General features: G+C 65.2%; 22 protein-coding genes. 13 read left to right on the top strand and 9 right to left on the bottom strand.

What is annotated here, in order from left to right; genetic code table 11:
* Positions 1–200 precede the first annotated feature (200 nt).
* From H3005_RS10900 to gcvH, 6 genes are all read left to right on the top strand, one after another.
* A complete protein-coding gene (locus H3005_RS10900; protein WP_191078165.1) occupies positions 201–3,092 on the top strand; it encodes a TonB-dependent receptor in 2,892 nt (963 codons plus the stop codon).
* A gap of 102 nt (positions 3,093–3,194) precedes the next feature.
* Positions 3,195–3,938, top strand: a complete 744-nt coding sequence (locus H3005_RS10895) for a FadR/GntR family transcriptional regulator (protein ID WP_099818855.1) — start codon at positions 3,195–3,197, stop codon at positions 3,936–3,938.
* A 121-nt stretch (positions 3,939–4,059) separates the two neighbouring features.
* Positions 4,060–5,019 carry an SPFH domain-containing protein gene (locus tag H3005_RS10890; RefSeq protein WP_191078164.1) on the top strand — a complete coding sequence of 320 codons (960 nt, stop codon included), beginning with the start codon at positions 4,060–4,062 and terminating at the stop codon, positions 5,017–5,019.
* A gap of 1 nt (position 5,020) precedes the next feature.
* Positions 5,021–5,455 (top strand): NfeD family protein, encoded by a 435-nt coding sequence (locus tag H3005_RS10885; protein ID WP_191078163.1) that lies wholly within the window; start codon positions 5,021–5,023, stop codon positions 5,453–5,455.
* A 632-nt stretch (positions 5,456–6,087) separates the two neighbouring features.
* The gene (gene gcvT / locus H3005_RS10880; RefSeq protein WP_100553269.1) at positions 6,088–7,200 is read left to right on the top strand and encodes a glycine cleavage system aminomethyltransferase GcvT; all 1,113 of its coding nucleotides are present in this window, start codon (positions 6,088–6,090) and stop codon (positions 7,198–7,200) included.
* Positions 7,201–7,294: 94 nt separating this feature from the next.
* Positions 7,295–7,690: a glycine cleavage system protein GcvH gene (gene gcvH, locus H3005_RS10875; protein ID WP_100553268.1), complete on the top strand. Its 396-nt coding sequence runs from the start codon at positions 7,295–7,297 to the stop codon at positions 7,688–7,690.
* Positions 7,691–7,760: 70 nt separating this feature from the next.
* Here gcvH and H3005_RS10870 read toward each other — a convergent pair whose 3' ends face one another.
* Complete coding sequence (locus H3005_RS10870; RefSeq protein ID WP_133120089.1) at positions 7,761–8,282, bottom strand: hypothetical protein; 522 nt, start codon at positions 8,280–8,282, stop codon at positions 7,761–7,763.
* A gap of 184 nt (positions 8,283–8,466) precedes the next feature.
* Here H3005_RS10870 and H3005_RS10865 point away from each other — a divergent pair, with 184 nt between their 5' ends.
* Positions 8,467–9,006 (top strand): histone, encoded by a 540-nt coding sequence (locus H3005_RS10865; protein WP_089236507.1) that lies wholly within the window; start codon positions 8,467–8,469, stop codon positions 9,004–9,006.
* A 72-nt stretch (positions 9,007–9,078) separates the two neighbouring features.
* On the opposite strand, the gene H3005_RS10860 is transcribed toward H3005_RS10865, so the two are convergent.
* On the bottom strand, positions 9,079–9,990 hold the full coding sequence (locus H3005_RS10860; protein WP_191078162.1) for a LysR family transcriptional regulator: 912 nt from the start codon (positions 9,988–9,990) through the stop codon (positions 9,079–9,081).
* A gap of 112 nt (positions 9,991–10,102) precedes the next feature.
* Here H3005_RS10860 and H3005_RS10855 point away from each other — a divergent pair, with 112 nt between their 5' ends.
* The gene (locus H3005_RS10855; RefSeq protein WP_191078161.1) at positions 10,103–10,861 is read left to right on the top strand and encodes an SDR family oxidoreductase; all 759 of its coding nucleotides are present in this window, start codon (positions 10,103–10,105) and stop codon (positions 10,859–10,861) included.
* A gap of 127 nt (positions 10,862–10,988) precedes the next feature.
* Here the strand turns inward: H3005_RS10855 and H3005_RS10850 are convergent, their stop codons facing one another.
* Positions 10,989–12,389, bottom strand: coding sequence for a serine hydrolase domain-containing protein (locus H3005_RS10850; RefSeq protein WP_089236505.1), 1,401 nt, complete (start codon positions 12,387–12,389; stop codon positions 10,989–10,991).
* On the opposite strand from H3005_RS10850, the gene H3005_RS10845 reads away from it, so the two are divergent.
* The 3 genes from H3005_RS10845 to H3005_RS10835 all read left to right on the top strand — a co-directional run bounded on the left by H3005_RS10845 (position 12,331) and on the right by H3005_RS10835 (position 14,432).
* The gene (locus tag H3005_RS10845) at positions 12,331–12,546 is read left to right on the top strand and encodes a hypothetical protein (RefSeq protein WP_191078183.1); all 216 of its coding nucleotides are present in this window, start codon (positions 12,331–12,333) and stop codon (positions 12,544–12,546) included. The two genes, H3005_RS10850 and H3005_RS10845, sit on opposite strands and share 59 nt — an antisense overlap.
* A 130-nt stretch (positions 12,547–12,676) precedes the next feature.
* Positions 12,677–14,005: an MFS transporter gene (locus tag H3005_RS10840; protein WP_191078160.1), complete on the top strand. Its 1,329-nt coding sequence runs from the start codon at positions 12,677–12,679 to the stop codon at positions 14,003–14,005.
* A 76-nt stretch (positions 14,006–14,081) separates the two neighbouring features.
* A complete protein-coding gene (locus tag H3005_RS10835; protein ID WP_191078159.1) occupies positions 14,082–14,432 on the top strand; it encodes a DUF1304 domain-containing protein in 351 nt (116 codons plus the stop codon).
* Between the two features lie 505 nt (positions 14,433–14,937).
* Here the strand turns inward: H3005_RS10835 and H3005_RS10830 are convergent.
* The 3 genes from H3005_RS10830 to H3005_RS10820 all read right to left on the bottom strand — a co-directional run bounded on the left by H3005_RS10830 (position 14,938) and on the right by H3005_RS10820 (position 18,861).
* The gene (locus tag H3005_RS10830; protein ID WP_191078158.1) at positions 14,938–15,405 is read right to left on the bottom strand and encodes a hotdog fold domain-containing protein; all 468 of its coding nucleotides are present in this window, start codon (positions 15,403–15,405) and stop codon (positions 14,938–14,940) included.
* A 64-nt stretch (positions 15,406–15,469) separates the two neighbouring features.
* Positions 15,470–17,947 carry an acyl-CoA dehydrogenase gene (locus H3005_RS10825; RefSeq protein ID WP_099818865.1) on the bottom strand — a complete coding sequence of 826 codons (2,478 nt, stop codon included), beginning with the start codon at positions 17,945–17,947 and terminating at the stop codon, positions 15,470–15,472.
* Positions 17,944–18,861, bottom strand: a complete 918-nt coding sequence (locus H3005_RS10820) for an alpha/beta hydrolase (RefSeq protein WP_033831779.1) — start codon at positions 18,859–18,861, stop codon at positions 17,944–17,946. The genes H3005_RS10825 and H3005_RS10820 overlap by 4 nt, the downstream gene beginning before the upstream one ends.
* A gap of 142 nt (positions 18,862–19,003) precedes the next feature.
* Between H3005_RS10820 and H3005_RS10815 the strand changes: the two genes are divergently transcribed.
* Entirely contained in the window at positions 19,004–19,606 is a 603-nt protein-coding gene (locus tag H3005_RS10815) for a TetR/AcrR family transcriptional regulator (protein WP_025877807.1), read from the top strand.
* Positions 19,607–19,743: 137 nt separating this feature from the next.
* Here the strand turns inward: H3005_RS10815 and H3005_RS10810 are convergent, their stop codons facing one another.
* The 3 genes from H3005_RS10810 to H3005_RS10800 all read right to left on the bottom strand — a co-directional run bounded on the left by H3005_RS10810 (position 19,744) and on the right by H3005_RS10800 (position 24,743).
* Complete coding sequence (locus tag H3005_RS10810; protein WP_191078157.1) at positions 19,744–22,500, bottom strand: TonB-dependent receptor; 2,757 nt, start codon at positions 22,498–22,500, stop codon at positions 19,744–19,746.
* Positions 22,501–22,874: 374 nt separating this feature from the next.
* Positions 22,875–23,729: a hypothetical protein gene (locus H3005_RS10805; RefSeq protein WP_032952038.1), complete on the bottom strand. Its 855-nt coding sequence runs from the start codon at positions 23,727–23,729 to the stop codon at positions 22,875–22,877.
* Between the two features lie 120 nt (positions 23,730–23,849).
* Positions 23,850–24,743 (bottom strand): Hsp33 family molecular chaperone HslO, encoded by an 894-nt coding sequence (locus tag H3005_RS10800; RefSeq protein WP_088100577.1) that lies wholly within the window; start codon positions 24,741–24,743, stop codon positions 23,850–23,852.
* Positions 24,744–24,820: 77 nt separating this feature from the next.
* Here H3005_RS10800 and mtgA point away from each other — a divergent pair, with 77 nt between their 5' ends.
* Positions 24,821–25,570: a monofunctional biosynthetic peptidoglycan transglycosylase gene (gene mtgA / locus H3005_RS10795; RefSeq protein ID WP_191078156.1), complete on the top strand. Its 750-nt coding sequence runs from the start codon at positions 24,821–24,823 to the stop codon at positions 25,568–25,570.
* The last annotated feature ends 15 nt before the right edge of the window (positions 25,571–25,585 follow it).

Genomic DNA, 25,585 nt, shown 5'->3' with positions numbered 1-25,585 from the left:
GTGCATACCACTTGTTGGGTGTGTTGTAAGCCACGTCGCGCGCAAAGTCATGCTGCATCAGCACATGAAATGGCGGGCAACCGGTCTGAATCAAAGGTATTACGACAAATCCAGTCCAGTTGGTTGACATTTCTGTGTCGGCGTGTCGAAGCTGCGTCCCACGCCTACCGTCCGGGCGATCCTTTGGGAGGAGGAAAACCATGCGGCAACCTGCCGGAGTTGTACGTCGTACACCGTTGTCACCCACACCACTGATCGTGGCACTGCTCGCTGCGCTGGCGGCTTCGCCGGCCGTACAGGCGCAGTCTGCCGCTACCGGTTCCGGGCAGGACGCCACCACCCTGGACCAGGTCCAGGTCACCGGCATCCGCGAGTCGATGCAGAGTTCGATCAACAAGAAGCGCGACGACACGGTGATCGCCGATGTGTTGTCGGCCGATGACATCGGCGACCTGCCCGCGCCATCGCTGGCCGATGCGATCGAAACGCTGACCGGTGCCGCCTCGACCCGCGACAAGACCGGCGCGTCGGAAATCTCGATCCGTGGCCTTGGCGCATTCCTCAGCAGCACCAACTTCAATGGCCGCGAGATCACCAACGGCAGCGGCGACCGCTCGGTGAACTTCAACATGTTCCCGGCCGAGCTGATCAACACGGTGGCGATCTACAAGACCCAGCGTGCCGACATCATCGAAGGCGGTGTCGCCGGCACCATCGGCCTGGAGACGGTCAAGCCGCTGGAGTACGGCAAACGCTCGGCGCAGATCGATCTGCGTGGCAGCTGGGCCGAGTATGACAAGAAGTACCGCGACGACGATGGCATCGGCTATCGCGGTACCGCCAGCTACATCGACCAGTTCGAATTCGGCAACGGCCAGAAGCTCGGTATCTCGCTGGGCATCCAGCGGCTGGAGGGCACCGATCCGGAGGAGAGCATCACCAGCGGCTCCACCTGGTATGCCTGCGACGGCAGGCAGAACGTGGCCAATGCCAACTGCAGTGAAGTCAGCGCCCAGGCCATCGCCAACGGTGCCCCGTATTACCTGGTGCCCAGCAGCCGCATCTATCGCATGAAGCAGGAACGCAATGATCGCCAGAGCGAGTTCGCGGCGCTCCAGTGGCGGCCCAACGACGTGGTCGAGGTCAACCTCGATTTCGAGCATACCGAGCGCAACTGGGACGAGAACCGCAGCGACCTGAGCCTGTCCAACGCGCGTCGCGGCATCACCCAGCGCGACGTGGACGAGGATGGCATCGTCCGCCACCTGCATGGCAGCACCTCCATCGATTCGACTTCCAACCGCTATTGGCGCGGCGAGGAGTACACCGGTGGCGGCCTCAACCTGATCCTGCGCCCGAGCCCGGCCTGGGAGCTGTCCACCGATCTTTCCTATTCGCATACCAACCGCCTGGACAGCGAGCGCATGACCCGGCTGCGCGCCAACCAGCGCGACGTCAACAACGCCATCGTGCCGGGCATCAGCAGCGGCGCCACCGGCTATGTCGACTACGACTGGGACTGGCATGGCGAGGTGCCGAGCGTGGCGCTGGCGCCGAACTTCGACCCGAACAACTGGGACGCCTACACCGGTGCAGCGCGGGTGACCTCCAGCGCTACCGAGAACGACCACAAGATCAAGGCTGGCCGCTTCGATGCCAGCTTCATGCCCGAGTCCGGTTTCTTCACCCGCATCAAGGGCGGCGTGCGCGCCAGCCAGGCCGACTACCGCCTGCGCGACAACACCCTGGTGACCGACTACGACCAGCGCGTGGCGGCAGACAAGGCGAAGATCATTGCCGCCAACCGTGCCTGCCGTGCACCGTTCCCGCAGGATGACTTCATGGATGCGGCCAGCGGCAACACGATCTCCTCGTGGGCGTACTTCGATCCGAGCTGCCTCTACGAGTCCTTCCGCGGCACCAGTGACAGCGGCCTGGACCCGGATTTCCAGGATCCGAACAACGTCGATGTGACCGAGAAAACCCGCGCGCTGTACCTGATGGGCGAGTTCAGCAGCACGCTGTTCGGGCTGCCGGTCACCGGCAATGTCGGCCTGCGCTGGGTCAAGACCGACGTGCGCTCGGAAGGTGTGCGCACCGACCTGGCGATCATCGACAACGGCGACGGCACGATCCGCCTGCAGCCCACGGGTGATTTCACCACCCAGGTGTTCAAGTCGGGCAACGACAAGCTGCTGCCAAGCCTGAATGCCGCCTTCGAACTGAAGCCGGACCTGCTGTTGCGGGTGGGCGCGTATCGGGCAATGTCGCGCCCGGATATCGCCGCACTCGGTGCTGGCCGCACCATCAATGTCAGCAGCGATGCCACCTATACCGGCCTGGCCGACGCGCTGGACGACATCAGTGCCAGCGGCAATCCGGCCGCGCAGCCGTTGATGTCCTGGAACGGTGATGTCTCGCTGGAGTGGTATGCGAACCCGGACACGCTGCTGGCCGGTGCGGTGTACTGGAAGCAGTTCAACGGCGGCACCGCCACCGCGCTGGTGCCGGAAACCTACACCATCAACGGACAGACGGTGACCGTGCCGGTGCGCCAGCAGGTGACCACCGACGAGGACAGCACCCTGACCGGTATCGAGCTCAGTGCCACGCACCGGTTCTCGTACCTGCCCAAGCCGTTCGATGGCCTCGGCTTCAAGGTCAGCTACAACTATGCCGACGCCGACTACCAGACCCAGGATTCGCGGTTGGGCGAGCAGTTGGCCGCCGACGGATCGATCATCCCGGCCATCGTGCCGCCGGCCGGCCTGAGCGGATTCTCGCGGCACGTGCTGTCCGGTTCCCTCTACTGGGATGTGGGTCGCTTCAACATCCAGGCCATCGGCAAGTTCCGTTCGCACTATTACCAGGACTTCACCGGCAACACGGCGCAGCAGAACCGCTATTACGATGACAACACCAGCGTCGACCTGCGCCTGCGCTACCGGGTGAACAAGCAGCTGTCGCTGTCGCTGGAACTGATGAACCTGACCAACGAGCCACGCGTGGCATACCAGCCGCTTTACGGGAATTTCCGCGAGGTGGTGAGCTACGGGCGGCGTGCGTATTTCGGTGTACGATACAAGTTCTGAACAGGGCGGCGCGGCCAATGGTCGCGCCGTCGCTCCAACCGGACCCGCACCGTGCCCGGTGGCCGGGGACGGGCCCGGAGGGAACCGCCAAGGGTCAGCCGCATGTCCGCCAACCGTCTTTACCAGACCATCGCCGCCAAGCTCCGCAAGCTGATCGAAGATGGCGAATATCCGTCGGGTTCGCGCCTGCCGGGCGAACGTGAACTTGCCGAACGCTTCGGCGTCAGCCGGGTCACCATCCGCGAGGCGGAAATCGCCCTGGAAGCGCAGGGCTGGATCGCGATCCGTATCGGCTCGGGTGTCTATGTGAAGCCGCGCCCGGCACAGGCTGCCGGCGGGCTGCCCGATATCAGCGCCTTCGACCTGACCGCTGCGCGTGCCGTGTTCGAGGCAGAAGCCGCCGCGCTGGCGGCAAGCAATATCGATGAGGCCGGCATCGCCGAGCTGCAGGTGCTGGCCGAAGCACTGTGCCGGCGTGACCTCAGCGATGAAGAGGCCGGCGACTACGACCGCCGCTTCCATCTGACCATCGCCCGCCTGTCGGGCAATCCGGTGGTCGAGTATTTCGTGCAGCAGATCTGGCGCATGCGCAGTGAGCTGCCGCGGGTAACCGAGGTCTATGCCCGGGTGTGCCATGACGATGGTGCCAGCCGCGCCGACGAGCACATGGCGATCTTCGAAGGTCTGCGCGCGCGCGATCCGGTCGCGGCACGCAATGCGATGCGGCATCACTTCCAGCGCCTGTTCGAGGCGATGCTGGAGGCGACCGAAAGCCAGGCGCTGGCCGAGATCCGCCGGCAGACCCAGCAGGACCGCGAGCGCTTCCTGGCCACGACCCGGATCTGACCGGGCCCACGCTGTAGAGCCGGGCCACGCTCGGCTGCTTTCCGTTGGAACGTCCCGCACCCGCACTGCCTGCATCCGCGCGCTATGCTGGGCTCCGGACGTCTCCCATAAGGAAAGCGCGATGTTCCCGACCATGTTCTTCAGCGCGGTACTGGCCTTCGTGGCCGTGGTCATCCTGTTCAAGGCGGTACGGATGGTGCCGCAGGGCTATGAATGGACCGTCGAACGGTTCGGCCGTTACACCCACACGATGTCGCCCGGCCTGCATTTCCTGATCCCGATCGTCTACGGGGTGGGGCGCAAGGTGAACATGATGGAGCAGGTGCTGGACGTGCCCGGCCAGGAAGTGATCACCAAGGACAACGCCGCCGTGCGCGTCGATGGCGTGGTGTTCTTCCAGGTGCTGGACGCGGCCAAGGCCGCCTACGAGGTGTCGGTGCTGGAAGTGGCGATGATCGCCCTGGTGCAGACCAACATCCGTACCGTGATCGGCTCGATGGACCTGGATGAATCACTCAGCCAGCGCGAGGTGATCAACGCCAAGCTGCTCAGTGTGGTCGACCATGCGACCAACCCCTGGGGCGTGAAGGTCAACCGCATCGAGATCCGCGACATCCAGCCGCCGCGCGACCTGCTCGATGCGATGGCACGGCAGATGAAGGCCGAGCGCGAGAAGCGCGCACAGATCCTCGAGGCGGAAGGTTCGCGCCAGTCCGAGATCCTGCGTGCCGAAGGCGAGAAGCAGGCCACGGTGCTGGAAGCGGAGGGGCGGCGCGAGGCCGCGTTCCGCGACGCCGAAGCCCGCGAGCGCCTGGCCGAAGCCGAAGCCAAGGCAACCCAGGTGGTGTCGGCGGCGATCGCCGACGGCGACGTCCAGGCCATCAACTACTTCATCGCACAGAAGTATGTGGAAGCGTTCAAGGCACTGGCCACGTCGCCGAACCAGAAGCTGGTGCTGATGCCGATGGAGGCCAGCGGCGTGATTGGTTCGATTGCCGGCGTGGCCGAGCTGGCCAAGCAGGCCCTGTCCAACCAGGAAACCCGGCCGCCGGCCAAGCGGCCGCCGCCGATTGGAGGCTGACATGCGCTGGGAAGTCGTTGCCTGGGGTGCGCTGGCGTTGTTGCTGTTTGCCGCCGAAGCGCTGGCGCCCGGCGCGTTCATGCTGTGGATCGGCATCGGTGCGGCGGCGGTGTTCGCGCTGGTAGCGGTGTTCGCCGATATTCCGGTGCTGTGGCAGGTGGTCGCCTTCGTGCTGCTGAGCGTGCTGTCGATCCAGTGCTACCGGCACTGGGGCAAGCCGCGTGCGCGGCAGAGCGACGCGCCGCTGCTGAATCGTCGCGCTGAACAACTGGTCGGCCGGGTGGTGCCATTGCAGCAGGCCATCGTCGGCGGGCAGGGCAGGGTCAGCATCGACGACGCGTCGTGGCAGGTGAGTGGGCCGGAGCTGCAGGCCGGCACGCTGGTGCGGGTGGTGGCGGTGCAGGGCAGTGCGCTGGTGGTCGAAGCGGCCGGCTGAGTTTTCCAGCCAACGGCGCAGCCCCTCGTGGATGGTCGCTGAAAGCAGATGCTGGGTCGGGCGGGTGGGCTGTGCAGGGGACGCCGCAAGTACGTCCTTGTAGGCTTGGCCGCGCCATCCATGGCGCGGACACCCCTGCCCAGCCCACCCGCCCGACCTCTGACAGTTTCCGGTGGCGTCCACCCACGGAAAAGAAAATAAGAGCGAAGCAGAAGCGGGTCGCTGCGCTCGCGGGTCATGGCCGGGGTGGGATTTCTTTTCGGCAGGAAAAGAAATCCCACCCCTCTCCTTATATGTATCGACATCCACAACCGCTCTTGCCTTCCGTCCCGTCACCGGGAACTCCGGAAGGGAGGGGCAGCGTGGGCACGCGGAGGTGTCCGCCGCATGGATGCGGCGGCCAAGCCCCCAGGGATGGGTTTACGGCGTCCTCCGCGTGCCCACGCTGCTCCGACCAAGCCGAAAGAACCCAGAGCCGACACGCTTCGGCTTTGCGCTTTGCGCCCTGGCTTGTAGAAAGCGCCCGCCGGCCGCAGGCCGGCCAACATCCCCCCGCTGCGCTGCGGCGCGACCTGCGGCCGACCGATCTGGGATAATGCGCGTTCTTGTTTCCTCTGCTGCCGGACCCGGTCATGACCCAGAAGACGCTGCTCAACGATACCCACCGCGCCCTTGGCGCCAAGATGGTCGATTTCGGGGGTTGGGACATGCCCATCCACTACGGCTCGCAGCTGGACGAGCACCACCTGGTGCGTCGTGAGTCGGGCGTGTTCGACGTCAGCCACATGACCGTGGTCGACCTGCGCGGCGACCAGGTCAAGCCGTTCCTGCGCCGCCTGCTGGCCAACTCGGTCGACAAGCTCAAGGCCACCGGCAAGGCGCTGTACTCGTGCATGCTGAATCCGCAGGGCGGCGTCATCGATGACCTGATCGTCTATTACCTGGGCGAAGACTTCTTCCGCATGGTGGTCAACGCCTCCACCCGCGAGAAGGATCTGGCGTGGCTGCGCGAGCAGGCGGCGCCGTTCAACGTCTCCGTCGAGCAGCGTCCGGACCTGGCGATCCTCGCCGTGCAGGGTCCGCAGGCGCGCGACATCGTCATCGGCCTGGCCGGCGAAGCCGACCGTGAGTCGCTGGGCAAGCTCGGCCGCTTCGCCGCGCTGCAGGTGCAGTCCGATGACGGCGTTGAACTGTTCGTCGCCCGCACCGGCTACACCGGCGAAGACGGTTTCGAGATCCTGCTGCCGCAGGATGCCGTGGTCGCGTTCTGGAACCGCCTGCTTGCTGCTGGCGTGAAGCCGGCCGGCCTCGGCGCGCGCGACACCCTGCGCCTGGAAGCCGGCATGAATCTGTACGGCCAGGACATGGACGAAGCGATCAGTCCCTACGAAGCGGCGCTGGCCTGGACGGTGTCGCTGGACGAAGGCCGCGACTTCATCGGCCGCGATGTGCTGGAGGCGCAGAAGGCCGCTGGCAACGCACGCCAGATGATCGGCCTGGTGATGGATGAGAAGGGTGTGCTGCGCCATGGCCAGGCGGTCACCACGGCCGGCGGCCAGGGCGAGATCCTGTCCGGCACCTTCTCGCCGACCCTGGCCAAGGGCATCGCATTCGCGCGCGTACCGGCCGGTGAACTCGGTCAGGTCACCGTCGACATCCGCGGCCGTCAGGTGCCGGTGCGGGTGGTCAAGTTCCCGTTCGTGCGCGAAGGCCAGGCCCAACCCGGCGTGCTCACCGACGCATGATCCAAACGTGCCGGTCGTCACTGCCAGCAGTGGCGGCCGGTTGGTTACACTAGCCCCGTTTTTTCCACCCCCTGCATATCTCTGGAGCAGTCCCATGAGCGAGATCCCCGGCGACCTCAAGTTCCTCAAGTCCCATGAGTGGGCCCGTGTCGAAGGCAATGGCCGCGTGACTGTCGGTATTTCCGACCACGCTCAGGGCCTGCTGGGTGACCTGGTCTACGTCGAGCTGCCGGAAGTCGGCACGACCGCCAAGGCCAACGAGCAGATCGCGGTCGTCGAGTCGGTGAAGGCCGCCTCCGACGTCTACAGCCCGATCAGCGGCACCATCGTCGAGGTGAACTCGTCGCTGGCCGACAAGCCGGAAACCATCAACGAAGACGCCTACGGCGACGGCTGGATGTTCGTGGTCGAAGTGTCCAACAGCGAAGAGCTCAACGAGCTGCTGGACCCGGACGCGTACGCCGAAGGCCTGGAAGACGAAGAGCACTGAGTCGTCGTTTCCCCGGTACGAAAACGGCCACCCTCGGGTGGCCGTTTTCGTTTTGGAGGACGCGTCGAACTTATGCCGACCGGTTCGCCGCATGCCATCGCCATGGCATCAGCCGGTGTTGAGCGCGGCCAAAAGGCGTGCGCAGTTTTGCGCAAATCCGCGTTTCCACCCCCGCGGCGGCGCGCCCGGATGTGAAAAGTTTTTGGCCTTGTTGCAGGTCCGTTGTGCTGGCGTTGGCGAGTGCATCGCCGTGCACGACCACGTCGCCGTGTGGCGTTCCACTCCAGGCCTCTACATGACGCAGAGTGCTTGTTTCAAGTGTTTTTTCTTCGCTGTTGGTACGCAGCCGATGGCAGCGACGATGCGCGATGCCGTGTTTGCCGGCGCTCGCGGAGCAACATCGGCAGGCGCGGGAAGGGCTCCCGGGACGCGGCGGATGTGAAAATTTTTCGCGGGGGTTGTTGACAGTAAAAAAAACCGTGATTAGGTTTCGCCTCAGCAGACCTTGCCTGCCAAACCGAGTGCGCAGAATCAATCGTCCGATGCGAAGCAGCCCCTCGAAGACCACCGCGATCCTCAAGACGGTGGACATGGCCCCGCTTCCCCCGGAGAAATGCAAGGCGACCCCTGTTCCGATGCCTGCTCCGCCGATCGTGGCGGGCATCACCGCATCCGTAACGGCGCGCCTGACGCGCCGGCGGTCCCCGCACGCAGCATGGGCGGGTTTGATCCACCTGGGCGTTTCAACTCCCTATCACTGACGAGGAGCCATCACCATGGCAACCAAGAAAGCTGCGAAGAAAAAGCCCGCCGCCAAGAAAGCGGTGAAGAAAGTCGCCAAGAAGGCCGCTGCCAAGAAGGCAGTGAAGAAGGTCGCGAAGAAGGCGACCGCCAAGAAGGCAGTGAAGAAGGCTGCCAAGAAGGTCGCCAAGAAGGCCACGGCGAAGAAGACAGTGAAGAAGGCTGCGAAGAAGGTAGCCAAGAAGTCCACTGCCAAGAAGGCCGTAAAGAAGACCGCGAAGAAGGCCGTCAAGAAGGTAGCCAAGAAGGCCACCAAGAAGACTGCCAAGAAAGCCGTAAAGAAGACCGCCAAGAAAGCCACCGCCCGTAAGCCGGCCAAGAAGGTCGCCAAGAAGGCAGTGAAGAAGGCGGTAAAGAAGACCGCCAAGAAAGCGGTGAAGAAGACTGCGAAGAAGGCGACCAAGAAGGCTGCCCCGAAGAAGGCTGCCAAGAAGGTTGCCAAGCGCAAGCCGGCCGCCCGCAAGAAGAAGGCTGCCCCGGTGGCCCTTCCGGCAACGCCGGCACCGCTGATCTAAGTACTTCCCGATAGCCGTACCCTGAGACCCCTTCCCCGACTGCCCAGCGGGGAGGGGGTTTTTTTATGGGCATCATTTTGGCTGGCTGCGATGGCCAGCTGCTTCACAGGGAAACCGCTCGACCAGGAAATCCACGAAGCTGCGCAGCCGGGTCGAGTGATAACGGTCGTGCGGATAGACCACGTGCATGGGCCGACCGCGCCGGCCATGTTCCGGCAGCAGCGGGACCAGGCCGCCCGCATCGATGTCCGCTGCCAGCAGCAGGCTCGACTGCAGGATGATGCCCAGGCCCTGCAGCGCGGCCAGCCGCAGCGCTTCGCCGTTGTTGATCTGCAGGCGTCCCGAGGGCGGTTGAACCGCCGACGTTGCCTCGTTGCCCAGCCAGTGCGACAGCGCAGCCGGGTCCAGCGACAGGCATTGATGCTGCTGCAGCGCCTGCGCGCTTTGCGGCGTGCCATGCCGCGCGAGATAGGCCGGTGATGCACACAAGGTCAGCCGGTAGGGGCTGAGCGGACGCGCTACGAGATGGCTGGTGTCGGCAAGCGTACCGATGCGGATGGCCGCCTCGAATCCCTCTTCGGCCAGTTCGACCACGCGATCGGTCAGGACCAGTTCGACACTGACCTCGGGGTAGCGGTCCATGTAGGTCGACAGTGCCGGCACCAGCGCATGCGTGCCGAAGATCACCGGTGCACTGATCCGCAGCTTGCCCGCCGGTGCCAGATGGTGATGCTGTGCCTGCGCATCTGTTTCCTCCACCAGGTGCAGGATCTCCTTGCAGCGGCCGTAGTAGGCCTCACCGAAAGCGGTCATGTGCTGCCGTCGCGTGGTGCGGCTCAACAGCTGCATGCCCAGCCGTTCCTCCAGGGCGCGCAGGTGCTTGCCGGCCATCGTCGCGGAGATGTCCAGTGCCGACGCCGCGGCACTCAGGCTGCCTTTTTCCACGGCCAGCACATAGACCTGCATGCTCTCCAACAGGTTCATCTGACACCCCGGGTTCTGAATGTTGAAACCTCGCCGGAGTTTATCAATCGAGGGTATTCAAAGAGCATGTCCGCGCGGCCAGATGGGCCGGCAGAACCTGGCAGGGCAGCACATGAAACTGGATCTTGAAGGACGTACCGCGCTGGTCACCGGCGCAGGCAGTGGCATCGGCGCCGGTGTCGCGCGGGTGCTGGCAACGCTGGGTGTGCGCGTGGCGATCACCGCGCGGCGGCAGGCGCCGTTGCATTCGGTGGCGGCCGCGATCGAGGCGGCGGGTGGGCCGGTACCGGTGGTGGTGATGGGTGATCTGACCGACGCCGACGATGTGCAGCGCATCGCCAGCGCGTCGCTGGAGGCGCTGCAGCGCGTGGATATCCTGGTCAATGCGGCCGGTGGTGCGCGGCTGGCCGGGGTGGCTGCAGCAGACGACGTGTGGGACGAGGCGATGGCGCTGAACTTCTCGGCAGCACGACGGTTGACGCAGGCGTTGCTGCCGTCGATGCGGGCCAATGGCTGGGGGCGTGTGATCAACCTCAGCGGCTCGATGGAGCCGCGCGCGGTGAATGCCGCGAGCCCGGCGAAGGCGGCGCTGCATCTGTGGAGCAAGGGGCTGTCCTGCGACGTGGCGGGCGAGGGCATCACCGTCAACGCGATTGCACCAGGGCGTATCAACAGCGCGCAGATTCTGGATCGGCTGCATCCCACCGAAGAGAGCCGACGTGAGTTCATCGCCCGCAACATCCCGATGGGGCGCTTCGGCGAACCGGAGGAGGTAGCGCACCTGGTCGCGTTCCTGGCTTCCCCGTTGGCGGGGTACATCACCGGCGCGGTGATTCCGGTGGATGGCGGAATGCACTACTTCGCCCACTAGCGCTGCGGAACGGTAGAGCCGAGCTAGGCTCGGCTGCTTGAATCAGCCGAGCATGGGCTCGGCTTTGCAACAACAAAAAAAGGGCGACCCGAGGGCCGCCCTTCTGCTTACGGTCGAGCTCGCCGGCTCAGCGCGGCGAGGCCACCGCGCGGTTGCCCGAGGCGCCCTTGCCCTTGCGCTTGTCCTGCTGTGCCGGGGCGGCGCCCTCGGCCATCAGGTTGTCGCTGCCGAAGTCGGTGTCCACGTCCAGCCAACGCTGCGACGGCAGGCCGAGGGCGGCGTCGAGCACGGTCGGCAGCAGGCCGCTGGGCAGGCCGCTTTCACCGTTCCACATGATGGCGATGCCGAGGTCGCGCTCGGGCACCAATGCCACCAGGCCCCGGTAACCCTGCACGGCGCCGGCATGGAACACGACATCGTGACCGGCGTAGTCGAAGGTGCGCCAGCCGAGCGCGTAGCCGGCCGAGTGCAGGCGTTCGCGGCGCCAGCCCGAGCGCATCTCGCCCGGCGTGTTGATCAGGCTGGAGTGCAGGGTGGCCAGCAGCGGCGCCGGCAGCACGTCCGGGCGGTGGCCGGTATGGGCCAGCAGCCACTGCGCCATGTCACTGGCGCTGGCGTTGACGCCGGCAGCCGGGGCCACGCGGTAATAGGTCGGCTTGGGCGTCAGCGATACCCAGCCGTTGCGGCTGCGCACGTGCGGGCGTGCCCAACGCGAGCTGGCCTGGATGCCGGCCAGGCCGAGGCTGGCATCGTTCATGCCCAGCGGCTTGAAGATGCGGCGTTCGACCGACTGCTCGTAGAAGCTGCCGGAGGCGGCATACACGACGTCGCCGATCAGGCTGAAGGCCACGTTCTGGTAGGCGTAGCAGTCGCCCGGCAGGCACTTCAGGCCGGTGTTGGCCAGCTTCTGGGTCAGCGCGTAGTACTCGGCATTGCCTTCGATGTCGCGGTCGTAGGCGTTGTACGGCAGGCCGACGCGATGGCTGAGTACATCGGCCACGGTCAGGCGGTCGGTGGCCTCCGGCGAGTTCAGGCGGAAGCCCGGCACATAGTCGGTGACCTTGCTGTCCCAGCGCAGGGTGCCATCGTTGACCAGCAGGCCAGCCATGGTGCCGGCGAAGGCCTTGGACAGCGACGCCAGGCGGAACACGGTGTGGGCGTCGACCGGCAACGGGTTGTTGACGTCGGTGACGCCGTAGCCGCGCGCGCTGAGCACGCGGCCGCCCTGCACGATGGCCACCGCCATGCCCGGCACGCGCTCGCCATAGGTGAGCTGCTGCGCCATCGATTCGATGTTGGCGACGTTGAAGCCGGCGGCCGGCAACTGCACCTGCGGCACCAGGCCGGTGCGGTAGGCCGCTGGCTGGGTGTGGGCAATGGCGCCACCGGCAGCGGTCTCGATGTTGGTCGGCATCGGCGGCAGGGCCGGCGGGGTCTGCGCGGTGGTGGACAAGGCAAGGGGCATCAACATGCCCAGCAAACCGGTGGCCGCCGAACGGATCGGACGACGCAGGCTGTTCTTTTTCATCGGTTGGAACCCGTGCGCGACTGCTGAGGATGATTCTAGCGCCGCTTTTCGCCTGTGCACAAACAAAGCGAAGATGAATGCGCATCTCGTTGAAAAAGTTGGATTTTTGACGCCGCAAAAGCGGGTGTCAGAAGGTGTCGTGCGGGGGATGCCGTGACACTTCGTTGCAGCCATCGGTGCAGCCTGCGCTGGCGATGTTGCAGTGCATTGGATAACGTACGCGCTTCACTGCCCCCGGAGCCTGCCATGCCGCTGTCCAACCGCCGTTCGCTGGCGAGGGGAGCCGCGTGAGCGCGGCCGGGACGGGCGGTCCGCTGAAGAAGCTGGTCGCAGCGCTGCGCGAGTCGCCGGCGCTCTGGTGGTCGTTCCTGTACTTCTTCTGCCTGCTCAGCGGTTACTACGTGCTGCGCCCGGTACGCGAGGCGATGGCCGCCTCGGCCGACCTGGAGACGGTGTTCCCACCGGTGCTGATCGCCTGGTTCGCCAGCCACGGCATCGCCCTGAAGGACTTCGTCCTGCAGTTCCTGTTTTCCTGCGTGTTCGTGATCATGCTGGTGCTGCAGCCGGTCTATGGCTGGCTGGTCAGCCGCTTCCCGCGGCGGGTGTTCCTGCCGGCGGTGTATGGCTTCTTCATCGCCACCCTGCTGGGCTTCTATGCGCTGTTCGACAGCGGCATGCCGGGGCGTGGCATGGCGTTCTTCTTCTGGATCACCGTGTTCAACCTGTTTGCGGTGGCGGTGTTCTGGAGCTTCATGGCCGACGTGTTCTCCAATGCGCAGGCGCGGGCGTACTACGGCTATATCGGTGCGGCCGGCACGGTCGGCGCCTTTCTCGGCCCGATCATCACCAGTGCGCTGGTGCAGCGGGTGGGCATCGCCAACCTGATGCTGGTGTCGGCCGGCTTCCTGGCCGTCTGCCTGCTGTGCATCTGGCGCCTGCGGCACTGGGCGGTGCTGCGCGAGCGCGAGCAGCAACTCGCGTCCGGCGAGCAGCCGATGGGCGGCAGCGTGCTGGATGGCTTGAAGCTGATCGTGCGCGAGCCCCTGCTGCGCTGGCTGGCGATCATGGTGGTGTTTGGCGTGGGCGTCGGCACCCTGCTGTACAACCAGCAGGCCAGCATCGTGCGTGCCTCGTTCACCGATGCGGGCGCTGCCACCGCGTTCTTCTCGCGCATCGACCTGGCGGTGAACGCGCTGGCACTGCTGATGCAGCTGGGGCTGACCCGCTGGCTGCTGTCGCGCCACGGTATCGCCCCGGCGTTGCTGATTCCCGGCTTTGCGATCCTGATCGGCTTCTCGGTGCTGGCCGCCTCGCCTATGCCGCTGATGGTGGCGGTGGTGCAGGTGATGACCCGCGCCAGCGAATTCGCCCTGGCCAAGCCAGCCCGCGAAACCATCTACACCCGCGTGGACCGCCAGTGGCGCTACAAGGCCGGTGCGGCCATCGACACCGTGGTCTATCGTGGTGCTGACCTGAGCTTCGCCTGGCTGCACAAGGGGCTGTCCCTGTTCGGTTCGCACGTGGTGTTCATCGGTGGCGTTGCCGTAGCCGGGTTGATGACCCTGGCAGCGTTCGGCGTGCTGCGCGAAGAAAAGAAGCTGCCGCGCGATCGTTGATTTTCCGGGGTCAGATCCCTTTCCCTGCGGGAAAGGGATCTGACCCCATTCTCCATCCCTGTTCAAGGAACCGCCCATGTACTGGATCGCGCTCGCCCTGACCCTGCTGGTCGCACTGCTGCACGTTTATTTCCTGGTGCTGGAAATGTTCCTGTGGACCCGCCCGCTGGGTCTGAAGACGTTCCGCAATACGCCGGAGAAGGCGGAGACCACGCGCGTGCTGGCGGCCAACCAGGGCCTGTACAACGGCTTCCTGGCGGCAGGCATCGTGGTGGGGCTGGTGCTGGCGCAGCCGGTGCTGGTGACGTTCTCGCTGGCGTGCGTGGTGGTGGCGGGGTGCTATGGCGCGTACAGCGTGAGCCGGCGCATCTTCATGATCCAGGCGGTGCCGGCGATCCTGGCGTTGATCCTTCGCGCGGTGGCGTGAGTTTCCAGCCAACGGCGCAGCCCCTCGTGGGTTGGTCGCGTAGAGCGGGTCATGTGGTTGGGTCGGGCGGGTTGGGTTCGCGGGGGACGCCGCAAGTACGTCCNNGGCCGCGGCATCCATGCCGCGGACACCCCCGCGAACCCAACCCGCCCGACCCCTGACAGTTTCCGTGTGCGGCCAGCCCACGGAGAAGAAAAAGAAGATCAAGAGCAACAGCGGGTCGCTGCGCTCGTGGATTCTGCGCGCATGAAAAAAGCGGCCATCGGGCCGCTTTTGTTTTTGCTTTTGCTTTTGCTCTTCTTTTTTCTCTTGCGTGGGTGGACGCCGCAGAGAACTGTCAGAGGCCGGAGGGCTGGGGCCGGGCGGGGTATCCGCGCCATGGATGGCGCGGCTAAGCCTACAGGGACGTACTTGCGGCGTCCCCGCCTGGCCCCAGCCCTCCGGCCTAACCCATGACCCGCTTCCAGCGACCAACCCACGAGGGGCTGCGCCGTTCGCAGGAACATCACTTCGCCGGCGACACCCACATGTCGATCACCGCACTGAATACCTCCGTGCCCGCGCGGTCGCGCACGCTCACCGTCACCGGCAACGCGTAGCCTTCCGCCGCCACCACGATCGGCTGCGCCGGCAACGCCGTCGCGTGCAGCGTGCCGCGGGCCTTGGCCAGGTATTGCACCTGCATCCCCTTGGGGATCCAGCGCATGCCCTTCGGCAGCGACGCATCGACCATCAGCCCGGCGGTCAGCTCGGCCAGGTTGCACATCGCGATCGCGTGCACCGTACCGATGTGGTTGCGCACCTTGCGGCGGTCGGCCAGCGTGCCCTCGCAGCGGCCGTTCTCGAGGAGAGTGATGCGCGGGGCGATGCTGGCAAAGTAGGGTGCCTTGAAGCACACCGCGCGCGAGAACAACCAGTTGCCGGCAGGCCAGCGCTGCAGGCGGTGGTAAAGCGTAAGCAGTGGAGCAGACATCGGGTGTCTCCCTAAAGAAACGGCGGACCGAAGTCCGCCGTTGTCGTTTACATGGTGGCTGCGATCACGCGGCCTGCGACTGCGCGCCCTTCTGTTCGCGCTTGTAGTAGCCCGCCGAGCGCAGCTCTTCCGGATCGAAGTCGTCCACGGTGATGGTTTCCAGGGTGAGCGTGCGCAGCTCCTCGAGCAGGGTGCGCTCGTCCTGGGTGATCACGCCTTCGGCCACGGCCTCGTCCAACTGGGTGACGAAATCCAGCGCTTCGATGCCCTTGGTCTTGAGCGCCTTGATGAACTTGCGCTCCACCGGCTCGGCCATGATCGCCTTGCTCAGGTAGCTGTTGATGCGACCACCCGGGTTGTTCTCGCACGGGGTCAGGAACACGCCGCTGGCGAGGCGGTCACGGGCTTCGTTCGGTGCCATCAGCAGCGCAGCCACGCGACGGCTCAGGCGGTCGCCCGGGGCCTCGGCACGGCGGCCCAGCGGGAAGATCAGTGCCCACATCAGCCAGCCGATCGGACGGATCGGGAAGTTGCGCAGGGCCGCCGACAGCGACTCCTCGATCTTGTGCACGCTGTCATGGAAGGCCCAGGCCAGCAGCGGCTGGTCGGCCTGCGGAGCGCCTTCGTCGTGGTAGCGCTTGAGCATGGCGCTGGTCATGTAAACGTGGCTCAGCACGTCGCCCAGGCGACCAGACAGCGATTCCTTGAACTTCAGCTTGCCGCCCAGCGTCATCATCGAGATGTCGGCCATCAGCGCCAGGTTGGCCGAGTAGCGGTCCAGCTTGCGGAAGTAACGGCGGGTGTAGGCGTCACCCGGGGCGGCACCGAAGCGCGCGCCGGTCAGGCCGAACCAGAACGAACGCACGGCATTCGAAATGCCGTAGCGGATGTGGCCGAACAGGCTGCGGTCGAAGTCCTGCAGGCCGGCACGGGTGTCCGGATCCTGCGCGGCCTTCATTTCCTTCAGCACCCACGGGTGGCAGAGGATCGCACCCTGGCCGAAGATCAGCAGGCTGCGGGTCATGATGTTGGCCCCTTCCACGGTGATCGCGATCGGTGCGGCCTGCCAGCTGCGGCCGGCGAAGTTGCGCGGCCCCAGGATGATGCCCTTGCCGCCGATCACGTCCATCACGTCCGAGATCACTTCACGGCTCATGTTGGTGCAGTGGTACTTGGCGATCGCCGACGGCACCGACGGCACGTCACCGCGGTCCACAGCGGCAGCGGTGGCCTGCGACAGCGCGCTGATCTTGTACGCCTTGCCACCAATGCGGGCCAGCGCTTCCTCCACGCCTTCGAAGCGGCCGACCGACAGGCCGAACTGCTTGCGGATACGCGCGTAGGCACCGGTCACCACCGCGCCGGCCTTGGCACCGCCACTGGCGGTGGAGGGCAGGGTGATCGAGCGGCCGACGGCCAGGCACTCGTTGAGCATGTTCCAGCCCTTGCCGGCCTTCTCGGCGCCGCCAATCAGCTGGGTCAGCGGGATGAAGACATCCTTGCCACGGATCGGGCCGTTCTGGAAGGTCGAGTTGAGCGGGAAATGGCGACGGCCGATTTCCACACCGGCGGTGTCACGCGGCAACAGGGCCAAGGTGATGCCGATATCGCGGGTGGTGCCGATCAGGCCATCCGGGTCGTACATGCGGAAGGCCAGGCCGATCAGCGTGGCCACCGGGGCCAGCGTGATGTAGCGCTTGTCGAAGGTGAGCTTGACGCCGAGGACCTGCTCGCCGTTCCACTCGCCCTTGCAGACGATGCCGTAATCGGGGATCGAGGTGGCGTCCGAGCCCGCGAACGGACCGGTCAGGCCGAAGCAGGGCACTTCGCGGCCATCGGCCAGGCGCGGCAGGTACTGGTCCTTCTGTTCCTGGGTGCCGTAATGGTTGAGCAGCTCACCCGGGCCCAACGAGTTCGGTACGCCAACGGTGGAGCTGACCACGCTCGACACTGATGCCAGCTTCTGGATCACCTTGTGGTGGGCCAGCGCGCTGAAGCCCAGGCCGCCGTATTCCTTCGGAATGATCATGCCGAAGAACTTGTTCTTCTTGATGAAGCTCCACAGTTCCGGCGGCAGGTCGGCATGGACGTGGGTGATCTCCCAGTCGTTGACCATCTTGCACAGCTCTTCGACCGGGCCATCGAGGAAGGCCTGTTCTTCAGCACTCAGCTGCGGCTTGGGGTAGTTCAGCAGGATGTTCCAGTCCGGGTCACCGGTGAACAGTTCGCCTTCGAAGCCGACCGAGCCGGTTTCCAGGGCGATGCGCTCGGTCTGCGACAGCGGCGGCAGCACCTTGCGGAACACCTTCATCATCGGGCCGGTCAGCAGCGGCTTGCGGATGAACGGCAGCAGCAGCGGCACGACGATCACTGCCAGTACGGCAGCAGCGACGATCGTGGCGGTCTGGTTGACGTAGGGAATGAACCAGCAGGCGACCAGCAGGGCCACGCTGATCAGCGTCCAGGTCAGCAGGCGCATGCGGTGGTAGGCAACGAACGCGCCTGCCAGCAGCAGGGCGAGGAAGGGAATGACGAGGCTCATGAGCGTGCTCCGGTGACGTGCTCGTTTATGGCGGACGAAGCTGCAGCATCCGCTGCGGGCAACACGTCCAGATAGTCCAACACAGTAGCGGTAAAGGCGTCGTTGTCATCACCGGCGACCATGTGCGTGGCCTGCGGCAACTGTACGTGGCGCGCGTGCGGCGCCAATGCCAGGAATTCGGCCACCGTCTGCGGGGTGACCAGGTCGCTGCGGCCACCGCTGACCAGCAGCAGGGGGCACTTCACCTGGCGCGCGGCCTCGGCCAGTGCATCCTGGTGCTGCTCGCTGTCGCGGGCCAGTTCGGCCACCAGGCGCGGGTCCCAGTGCCAGCGCCAGCGGCCGTGGCCATCTTCGCGCAGCAGGGCGCGCAGTGAATCCTCGGATTTGCGCGGGCGGTGCGGCACATAGGCCGAAATCACATCGGCAGCCTGCGACAGCGAGGCGAATCCTTCCGGGTGCGCGGTCATGAAGGCGAGGATGCGTTCGACGCCAGCGGTGTCCCAGCGCGGGGTGATGTCCACCAGCACCATGGCCGAGAACAGCCCGGGCCAGCGTGATTCGGCCAACAGGCCGAACAGGCCCCCCATGGACGCGGCCACCAGCACCGGCGGTCGCGGCTGCTCGCCGGCCAGCACGATCAGGTCATCGGCGAACTGCTCGCCGTGATAGGCCAGATCGGCCGCATTCCAGTCGGAATCGCCATGACCGCGGGCGTCGTAGGCCAGAGTCTGCAGGCCAGCGGCCGACAGTGCTTTGGCCGTGGTCGTCCAGGCGTGGCGGGTCTGGCCAAAGCCGTGTGCGAACAGCACGCGTCCGCGACGGCCGGAGGTGCTGGCAGTTGCAGCCAGCGAGGCGCCGTGGGCAGCCTCCAGGCGCAGGTCATGGAATGCAGCGGGAGTAGGGGACATAACCATACTCGCTAGTATGGATTGCTTCTGCAGGAAGTCAATACTGCACGGTATGGTGCGTTGCAGGAATCCCTTCTGGCCCGGCTGCCGACGGTTTCGGCCGCAACCGCGTACTGCAACGAACCCCGGCGTATGGTTAAATCAGCAAATGAATCAACCTGACGCTTCCGCCGGCGAACCGCGTGCCGGCCGCAACAGCCGCCTGAGTGCCGAAGACTGGGCCCAGGCGGCCCTCGATCTGATTGCCGAGCAAGGTGTCAGCGCCGTCGCGGTGGAGCCGCTGGCGCGCCGCCTTGGCGTGACCAAAGGCAGTTTCTACTGGCATTTCCCCTCGCGTGATGCGCTGCTGCAGGCCGCGCTGGAACGCTGGGAACTGTTCGAGCAGGAACAGGTGTTCGGCAGCCTGGAAGACGTGCCGGACCCGCGCGTGCGCCTGCGCCAGCTGTTCCAGATGGTGGCGCACGAAGTACAGCCGCACATCATCTACAGCGAGTTGCTGAAGGCGCTGGACCATCCGATGGTGCGGCCGGTGATCGACCGTGTGTCGCAGCGGCGGCTCGATTACCTGATCGCCTCCTTCCGCCAGGCGGGCCTGAGCTCGACCGATGCACGCCATCGCGCACGCTTGGCCTACGCGGCATATGTGGGCTTCCTGCAGTTGTCGCTGCAGCTGCAGCAGCCCAAGCAGGCGCGCGAGGACTTCGAAGCGTATGTCGAGCACCTGATCGACACGCTGATTCCGAACGGCTGAGCGTTCTTCATCGCTGGATGCAGAAAGGCCGCGGCAGTGCCGCGGCCTTTTTCTTTGGTGTTGACGCCAGCAACGAACGTACAAAAAACAACGGCCCCTTTCGGGGCCGTTGCTGCATCAGCTGATCAGTGGATCGATCAGAACTTCTGCTTGTACTGCATGTACATGTAGCGGCCCGGCAGGTCGTACTGCGGGTCGAACATGTTGTACGAGGTCGAGTACGAGACCGGCGGCTGCTTGTCCCATGCGTTGTTCAGACCCAGCATGATCGTGCCCTTCCACGGGGTGTTGTAGCGCACCTGGATGTCGTGGTAGGTGGTCGATGCCATGTGGTTCTTGCCGTTCTGGCCGTCGGAGCAGTAGCCCACCAGGTCGGAGTCGCGCACCGGATCGAACGGGCATTCTTCGGTCATGCCCGACTTGTAGCGCAGACCGTAGTTCACGCCGAAATCACCGTAGGACCAGTCGACGTACAGGTTGGAACGGATGCGCCAGTACGGATCCTGGTCGAGGTAGCGACCGGCACGGCCGTCGACCGGAGCATCGTCGGTGGACTTGGTGTCCCACTTGGACAGATAGGTGCTGTCCCAGCTGACGGTGAACTGGCCGAACGAGGTTTCCGGCAGCTTGTACAGGACGCCCACATCCCAGCCTTCCACCTTGTACGAGGACAGGTTCTGCAGCGGCATGTCGACGTTGGTGATGGTGTAGCGCTGGGTCGCGGTGCCGTAGGTCGGGTCGCGGGTGATCAGGCCGCAATAGGCTGCCTGTTCCTGCGGTGAACCACCGTAGCAGCGATCCATGATGTCGCCGATCGCCGGACGGGTGATGGCGTCTTCGACCTCGATCTGCCACCAGTCCACGGTGACGTTCAGGCCGGTCACGAAGCTCGGGCTCCACACCAGGCCCAGCGTCTTGCTGGTCGAGGTTTCCGGCTTCAGATTCGGGTTCGACTTCCAGGTGAACGCTTCCGGCGTCTGCTTGTTGGCGCCGCTGCCGGCACCCGGCTGCTGGAAGTTCGCCGGTACGCCTTCAGCAGCGCACTGCGCGGCCACCGCACCGGTGCGACGACCGCTGGAGGCCGAGCACGGATCGGCATAGGTTTCGAACGAATCGGCGTCGCCGCGATACAGGTTGTTGATGCTCGGCGCACGGAAGCCTTCGGAGTAGTTACCACGCACCATCAGGTCATCGATCGGCTTCCAGCGGAAACCGAACTTGTTGTTGGTGGTGTTGCCGAAGTTGCTGTACTTCGAGTAGCGCGAAGCCACGCTGAAGTCGAGCAGCTTGGCACCCGGCAGGTCAGCCAGCACCGGGATCGACAATTCCAGGAAGAACTCGTCCAGGTCGTAGGCGCCCTTGGTCGGTGCCGCGCCGTTGCCGGTGCTCAGGCCAGCGGCAATGAACGCGTCCGGATCGAACTGGCCACTTTCCTTACGGCCTTCATAACCTGCTGCGAAGCCCAGCGCACCTGCCGGCAACTGCACGATTTCACCGGAGATGTTGGCGTAGTAGCTCTTGGAAACCAGGCTGGCCGAGTCATGCGCGGTGAAGGAGGCGTAGTCCAGTGCTTCCTGCGAGATCGAGCCCAGTCCGCCCAGCGGATTCATCGGCACGCAGCCCGGAATGACAGCGCCGGCTGCGGTCAGACAGACAGCCTGGCCACCCTGAATTGCCGACGGGCCATAGGCTTCGTTCAAGCGCTGGACGTTGAACAGGCCGTAGGTCAGATCATTCTGGTCGGTCTTGTCGTAACGGTAGCCGACGTCCCAGTCGAAGTTGCGGTCGGCGAATTCGAAGAAGCCCTCGAAACCACCGTAGAAGTGCCAGTTCTTGACGTTCTGGTTGAACGAACGGCCGCCGGTTTCATTGAAGCGGCGATTCACGCCGGTCAGGTCCTCGCCGAACGGGTTGTAGATGCTGCTGGCGCTCAGGCGACGGCCGGTCACCGGCATCGCCGCGAGCAGCTGCTCGGACTTGCGCTCGTTGTACATCGCCTCGGTACGGAAGGTGATGTTGTCGGTGACGTTGTAGGAACCGGTGGCGAACAGCGAGGTGCGTTCCTGCGGGGTCAGCAGGTAGTTGTCCGGCGAGGTGTTGTAGCCATGCACGTCGCTGTCGAACGGGGTCTGCACGCCGTTGATGAGTACATAGCGCTCGTCATCGCGGATGTAGGAGCCCGGGATACCGGTGCTGCTCTGACCGCCGAAGAACGGCGGGCCACCGGCTGAGATCTTGCGATCACCAGCCATCACGGTGCCTTCCTTCACGTAGGACACGCCGAGCACCAGCGACGCGCGGTCGGTGGTGGTGCCGATGGTGAAGTCGGCAGCCTCGCGCTCGCCGTCGCCCTGGCTGTACTGGCCCTTGTAGAAGTTCGCTTCGGCGCCGTCGAAGTTCTGCTTGGTGATGATGTTCACCACGCCGGCGATGGCATCCGAACCGTAGATGGTTGAAGCGCCGTCCTTCAGGACGTCGATCCGCTCGATCATCGCAACCGGGATCGTGTTGAGGTCGACGCTGCCATCCAGGCCGGTGGTCCAGCGACGGCCGTTGACCAGCACCAGGGTGCGTTCGGCACCGAGGTTGCGCAGGCTGATGCCGGACGTACCGTCGCCGCCATTGTTGAAGGTACGGTTCAGTGCGGCACCGTTGGCGGCAACGCGCTGCAGGATGTCGGCGACCGAGGTCACGCCCTGCTTCTCGATGTCGGCGCGGGTCAGGCTCAGGACCGGCTGCGAGGTTTCGATATCGGTGCTCTTGATGCGCGAACCGGTTACCGAAATGCGATCCAGGTTGGTCGCTTCCTGCGCCTGGGCTGTTACGGACGTCGCCGCACCGGCGATCAGCGCGACGACGACAGCGTCACGCAGCTTGTTGGACTGGAAATTCATTGGCTCTCTCTCTCCAAGAAATCTTGGCTGGGGTAGTGCCTGCGCGGCGGAGTCCAAAAGAGGGCTCCAAAATCGCGAGGCTGAATCGATAGTAACGGCCCTCTGCCAAAAATTAAAGCTGCGTTAATTCACGCTGTGGTTACACATGAATGCGCTTCGATTTCTTTTATTTCAACAAGTTATGCTGGTGCGCGGGCGGGCGCCACTGCGTCTGCCCGCCTCCGAAGCACAAAAAAGTTTCAGTTGATGCATGTCGTGATGTATCTGTTTGTAACAGATGAGTGCTTTTCGCACTTGACAGAGGTGTCCGGAAACAATTCGGGCGCCCCAGGGCGCCCGATGTTGAACACTGCTTGTTACCAGTCGATGAGCGGCTACAGATCCTGCTCGTAGCGCACGTACGGCACGGTGCCGTCATCGTTGCTTTCATTGCGCGGGGAGAACGGGTTCTTGCCGCGGCTGATGACGTTTTCCGCGCCGACGGTGAGCTGGCCGGACCACGGGGTGCGCCAGGTCAGGCCGATGCCCAGGCCTTCCCATTTGCCGGGCTTGCCGGGAACGTCAACCACGCGACCGATGATGCTGCCACTGAAATTGCCGTAGCCGGCGCCCAGGCTCAGGCTCTTGCTGTCCCAGCGGTCGACGATGGCCGGCGAGGCGTCAGCCAGCGGTACCAGGCGTGCTTTGGCGTACGTGCCGGCGATGGAGACAAAGCCCTCGCGACCGATGTTCTTCTGTGCGAACACGGTCAGGTCATTCTGTTCGGCGCGCAGCGAGGGGGTCTTGCTGGGCGTCGCCAGCCAGGCGGGCAGGGTCTCGCGACCGGTGCCGGCAGTGATTCCCAGGCGGCCGGTACCACGGTTGAGCGCGGCGGTGCCGGTCAGGCGCCGGTTGGAGCCGATGGCGTCATCGTCGTCACCCAGGCTGGCCAGCATGCAATGGCTCGCCAGTCCGCTGATGCTCGAACCGCTGCTGCTGTTGCACAGCAGGCCCAGCGAGTCGCCCGAGGACAGGCCGAACGCAGCATCGAGCGAATTGCGGCCGAAATGCCAGCGTGCGCCGACGGCCTGTTCACCGGTCGGCTCCAGGTACAGCAGGGCCTCGACCTTGCCACTGCCCTTGTTCCAGACCGGAATCACGGTGCGGGTGTCCTTGCTCTGCGCATGCACGCCCGTGATCGCGCCAAGGGCGATCAGCAGGGCCAGCGGTAGACGCAGGAAGGTACGCATCGGACCAGTTCAGACAGTGACGGACAGTGAAAGTTCCCGCTGGGGCGGGAACTCGATCCTAGGGTGTTTATGAATTCTTAACAAGCCTTGTTCCTCCCCAGATACAAGACTCATTCGTTTTTACTGAAGACGTTCAGGTGCCGGTACAGCCCCCTGGGCACCGTGGAACAGTATGCCGAACTCCGTCAACGGAAAGTGATACTCCTGTCCGCAGAATTCGCAACGGACGTCCACCGCGCCGGTGTCTTCGGCAGCCGCACGGGCCTCTTCCTCGCCCAGCGAGAACAGCATCGAGGCAACCCGCTCACGCGAGCAGGAGCAGGCGAAGGACAGCGCCTTGTCACCCACCAGCTCCGCTTTTTCCTCGTGGAACAAGCGGTGCAGCAGTTCCTCGGCCGGGGTGGCCAGCAGCTCCGCCTTGCCCAGGGTGTCGAACAGCGCGCTGGCGCGGGCCCAGCCGTCGTCGTCGCCCTCGTCGCCCGGCAGCTTCTGCAGCAGCAGGCCGGCAGCACCGTCGCGGCCGGCGGCCAGCAGCAGGCGCGTCGGCAACTGCTCGGACTGGCGGAAGTAGTCCTCGAACGCTTCATCCAGTTCCGGCGCGGTCAGTGCGACCAGGCTCTGGTAACGCTGCGGTTCGCGCGGATCCAGGCCCGGATTCTCGATGGTGATGGCCAGCAGCGAGTCCTGGCCCAGGTCGGTCAGGTCGCGGGGGGCGTCACCGCCCTCGGCCAGCTGGACGATGCCGCGCAGGGTGCCGGCGGCAGTGCATTCGGCGAACAGCGTGCGCAGGGCCGTGTTGCTGCGCAGCTGGATCGACAGGCGGCCGTCCACCTTGGTGTGGCCGGTGAACAGCGCCGAGGCCACGCAGGCCTCGCCGAGCAGTTCGGTGGCACTGTCCGGATACTCGCCGTGGGACTGGATGTCCTGCCAGGTGGCCTGCAGGCGCACGTGGACGCCACGGACACCGGCGTCGGGGAGCAGGAAACGGATAAGGGAATCGGATTGGGCGGTCATCGGCTCACATCGCGCGGAAACGGGGATGGTTGCCGGATAATGCGCCGACAACCAGGCATAAGAAGGATGCACCAGTAATGGGGGCAGGGGGAGAGCAGGACAAGGTAGTGGCCGCCGCCGAAACGGCGTCGCGTCGGCGCTGGCGCTGGAAGCGGCTGCTGTGGCTGCCGGTGCTGTTCGTGGCCTTCAGCTGCCTGCAGGTGCTGGTGCTGCGTTTCATCGATCCGCCGCTGTCCACGGTGATGGTCTGGCGTTTCGGCGAGGCACTGGGTGAAGGCGACTGGTCCTACCGGCTGCACTACCAGTGGCGGGACCTGGACCAGATGGCGCCGAGCCTTCCCATTTCGCTGGTGGCCGCGGAGGACCAGCGCTTCCCTGACCACAGCGGATTCGATCTGCAGGCTATTGAAAAGGCGCGCGACCACAACGCGCGCGGCGGGCGCCTGCGCGGGGCCAGCACGATCAGCCAGCAGGTGGCCAAGAACCTGTTCCTGTGGCAGGGCCGCAGCTGGATCCGCAAGGGCCTGGAGGTCTGGTACACGGTGCTGATCGAAGCGTTCTGGCCGAAGCAGCGGATCCTGGAGATGTACGCCAACATCGCCGAGTTCGGCGACGGCGTGTACGGCGCCCAGGCGGCGGCGCAGACATTCTGGGGCAAGGACGCCGCGCGGCTGAGCCCTGCGGAGAGCGCACGTCTGGCGGCAGTGTTGCCGGCGCCGCGTCGCTACAACGCGGCCAAGCCAGGCCCGTACGTGCAGCGGCGCGCGGCGTGGATCCAGCGGCAGGCACGGCAGCTGGGTGGAGCGGGGTATCTGGCCGAGGATTGAGGGCGCCGACAGCAG

Origin of the sequence: Stenotrophomonas sp. Br8 (genome assembly GCF_014763005.1) — a bacterium.
Lineage (GTDB): Bacteria > Pseudomonadota > Gammaproteobacteria > Xanthomonadales > Xanthomonadaceae > Stenotrophomonas > Stenotrophomonas lactitubi.
This window is presented reverse-complemented; position numbering and strand designations above follow the sequence as displayed.

What these genes read in the sequence shown, in the direction of transcription:
- H3005_RS10835 (WP_191078159.1), top strand. Translation starts at nt 14,082, where the DNA reads ATGTACTGGATCGCGCTCGCCCTGACCCTGCTGGTCGCACTGCTGCAC.
- H3005_RS10820 (WP_033831779.1), bottom strand. Translation starts at nt 18,861, where the DNA reads ATGGTTATGTCCCCTACTCCCGCTGCATTCCATGACCTGCGCCTGGAG.
- H3005_RS10860 (WP_191078162.1), bottom strand. Translation starts at nt 9,990, where the DNA reads ATGAACCTGTTGGAGAGCATGCAGGTCTATGTGCTGGCCGTGGAAAAA.
- H3005_RS10830 (WP_191078158.1), bottom strand. Translation starts at nt 15,405, where the DNA reads ATGTCTGCTCCACTGCTTACGCTTTACCACCGCCTGCAGCGCTGGCCT.
- H3005_RS10825 (WP_099818865.1), bottom strand. Translation starts at nt 17,947, where the DNA reads ATGAGCCTCGTCATTCCCTTCCTCGCCCTGCTGCTGGCAGGCGCGTTC.
- H3005_RS10800 (WP_088100577.1), bottom strand. Translation starts at nt 24,743, where the DNA reads ATGACCGCCCAATCCGATTCCCTTATCCGTTTCCTGCTCCCCGACGCC.
- H3005_RS10850 (WP_089236505.1), bottom strand. Translation starts at nt 12,389, where the DNA reads ATGAAAAAGAACAGCCTGCGTCGTCCGATCCGTTCGGCGGCCACCGGT.
- H3005_RS10805 (WP_032952038.1), bottom strand. Translation starts at nt 23,729, where the DNA reads ATGCGTACCTTCCTGCGTCTACCGCTGGCCCTGCTGATCGCCCTTGGC.
- gcvH (WP_100553268.1), top strand. Translation starts at nt 7,295, where the DNA reads ATGAGCGAGATCCCCGGCGACCTCAAGTTCCTCAAGTCCCATGAGTGG.
- H3005_RS10855 (WP_191078161.1), top strand. Translation starts at nt 10,103, where the DNA reads ATGAAACTGGATCTTGAAGGACGTACCGCGCTGGTCACCGGCGCAGGC.
- H3005_RS10865 (WP_089236507.1), top strand. Translation starts at nt 8,467, where the DNA reads ATGGCAACCAAGAAAGCTGCGAAGAAAAAGCCCGCCGCCAAGAAAGCG.
- H3005_RS10890 (WP_191078164.1), top strand. Translation starts at nt 4,060, where the DNA reads ATGTTCCCGACCATGTTCTTCAGCGCGGTACTGGCCTTCGTGGCCGTG.
- H3005_RS10845 (WP_191078183.1), top strand. Translation starts at nt 12,331, where the DNA reads ATGCCCAGCAAACCGGTGGCCGCCGAACGGATCGGACGACGCAGGCTG.
- mtgA (WP_191078156.1), top strand. Translation starts at nt 24,821, where the DNA reads ATGGGGGCAGGGGGAGAGCAGGACAAGGTAGTGGCCGCCGCCGAAACG.
- H3005_RS10810 (WP_191078157.1), bottom strand. Translation starts at nt 22,500, where the DNA reads ATGAATTTCCAGTCCAACAAGCTGCGTGACGCTGTCGTCGTCGCGCTG.
- H3005_RS10885 (WP_191078163.1), top strand. Translation starts at nt 5,021, where the DNA reads ATGCGCTGGGAAGTCGTTGCCTGGGGTGCGCTGGCGTTGTTGCTGTTT.
- H3005_RS10870 (WP_133120089.1), bottom strand. Translation starts at nt 8,282, where the DNA reads ATGTCCACCGTCTTGAGGATCGCGGTGGTCTTCGAGGGGCTGCTTCGC.
- H3005_RS10895 (WP_099818855.1), top strand. Translation starts at nt 3,195, where the DNA reads ATGTCCGCCAACCGTCTTTACCAGACCATCGCCGCCAAGCTCCGCAAG.
- H3005_RS10815 (WP_025877807.1), top strand. Translation starts at nt 19,004, where the DNA reads ATGAATCAACCTGACGCTTCCGCCGGCGAACCGCGTGCCGGCCGCAAC.
- gcvT (WP_100553269.1), top strand. Translation starts at nt 6,088, where the DNA reads ATGACCCAGAAGACGCTGCTCAACGATACCCACCGCGCCCTTGGCGCC.
- H3005_RS10900 (WP_191078165.1), top strand. Translation starts at nt 201, where the DNA reads ATGCGGCAACCTGCCGGAGTTGTACGTCGTACACCGTTGTCACCCACA.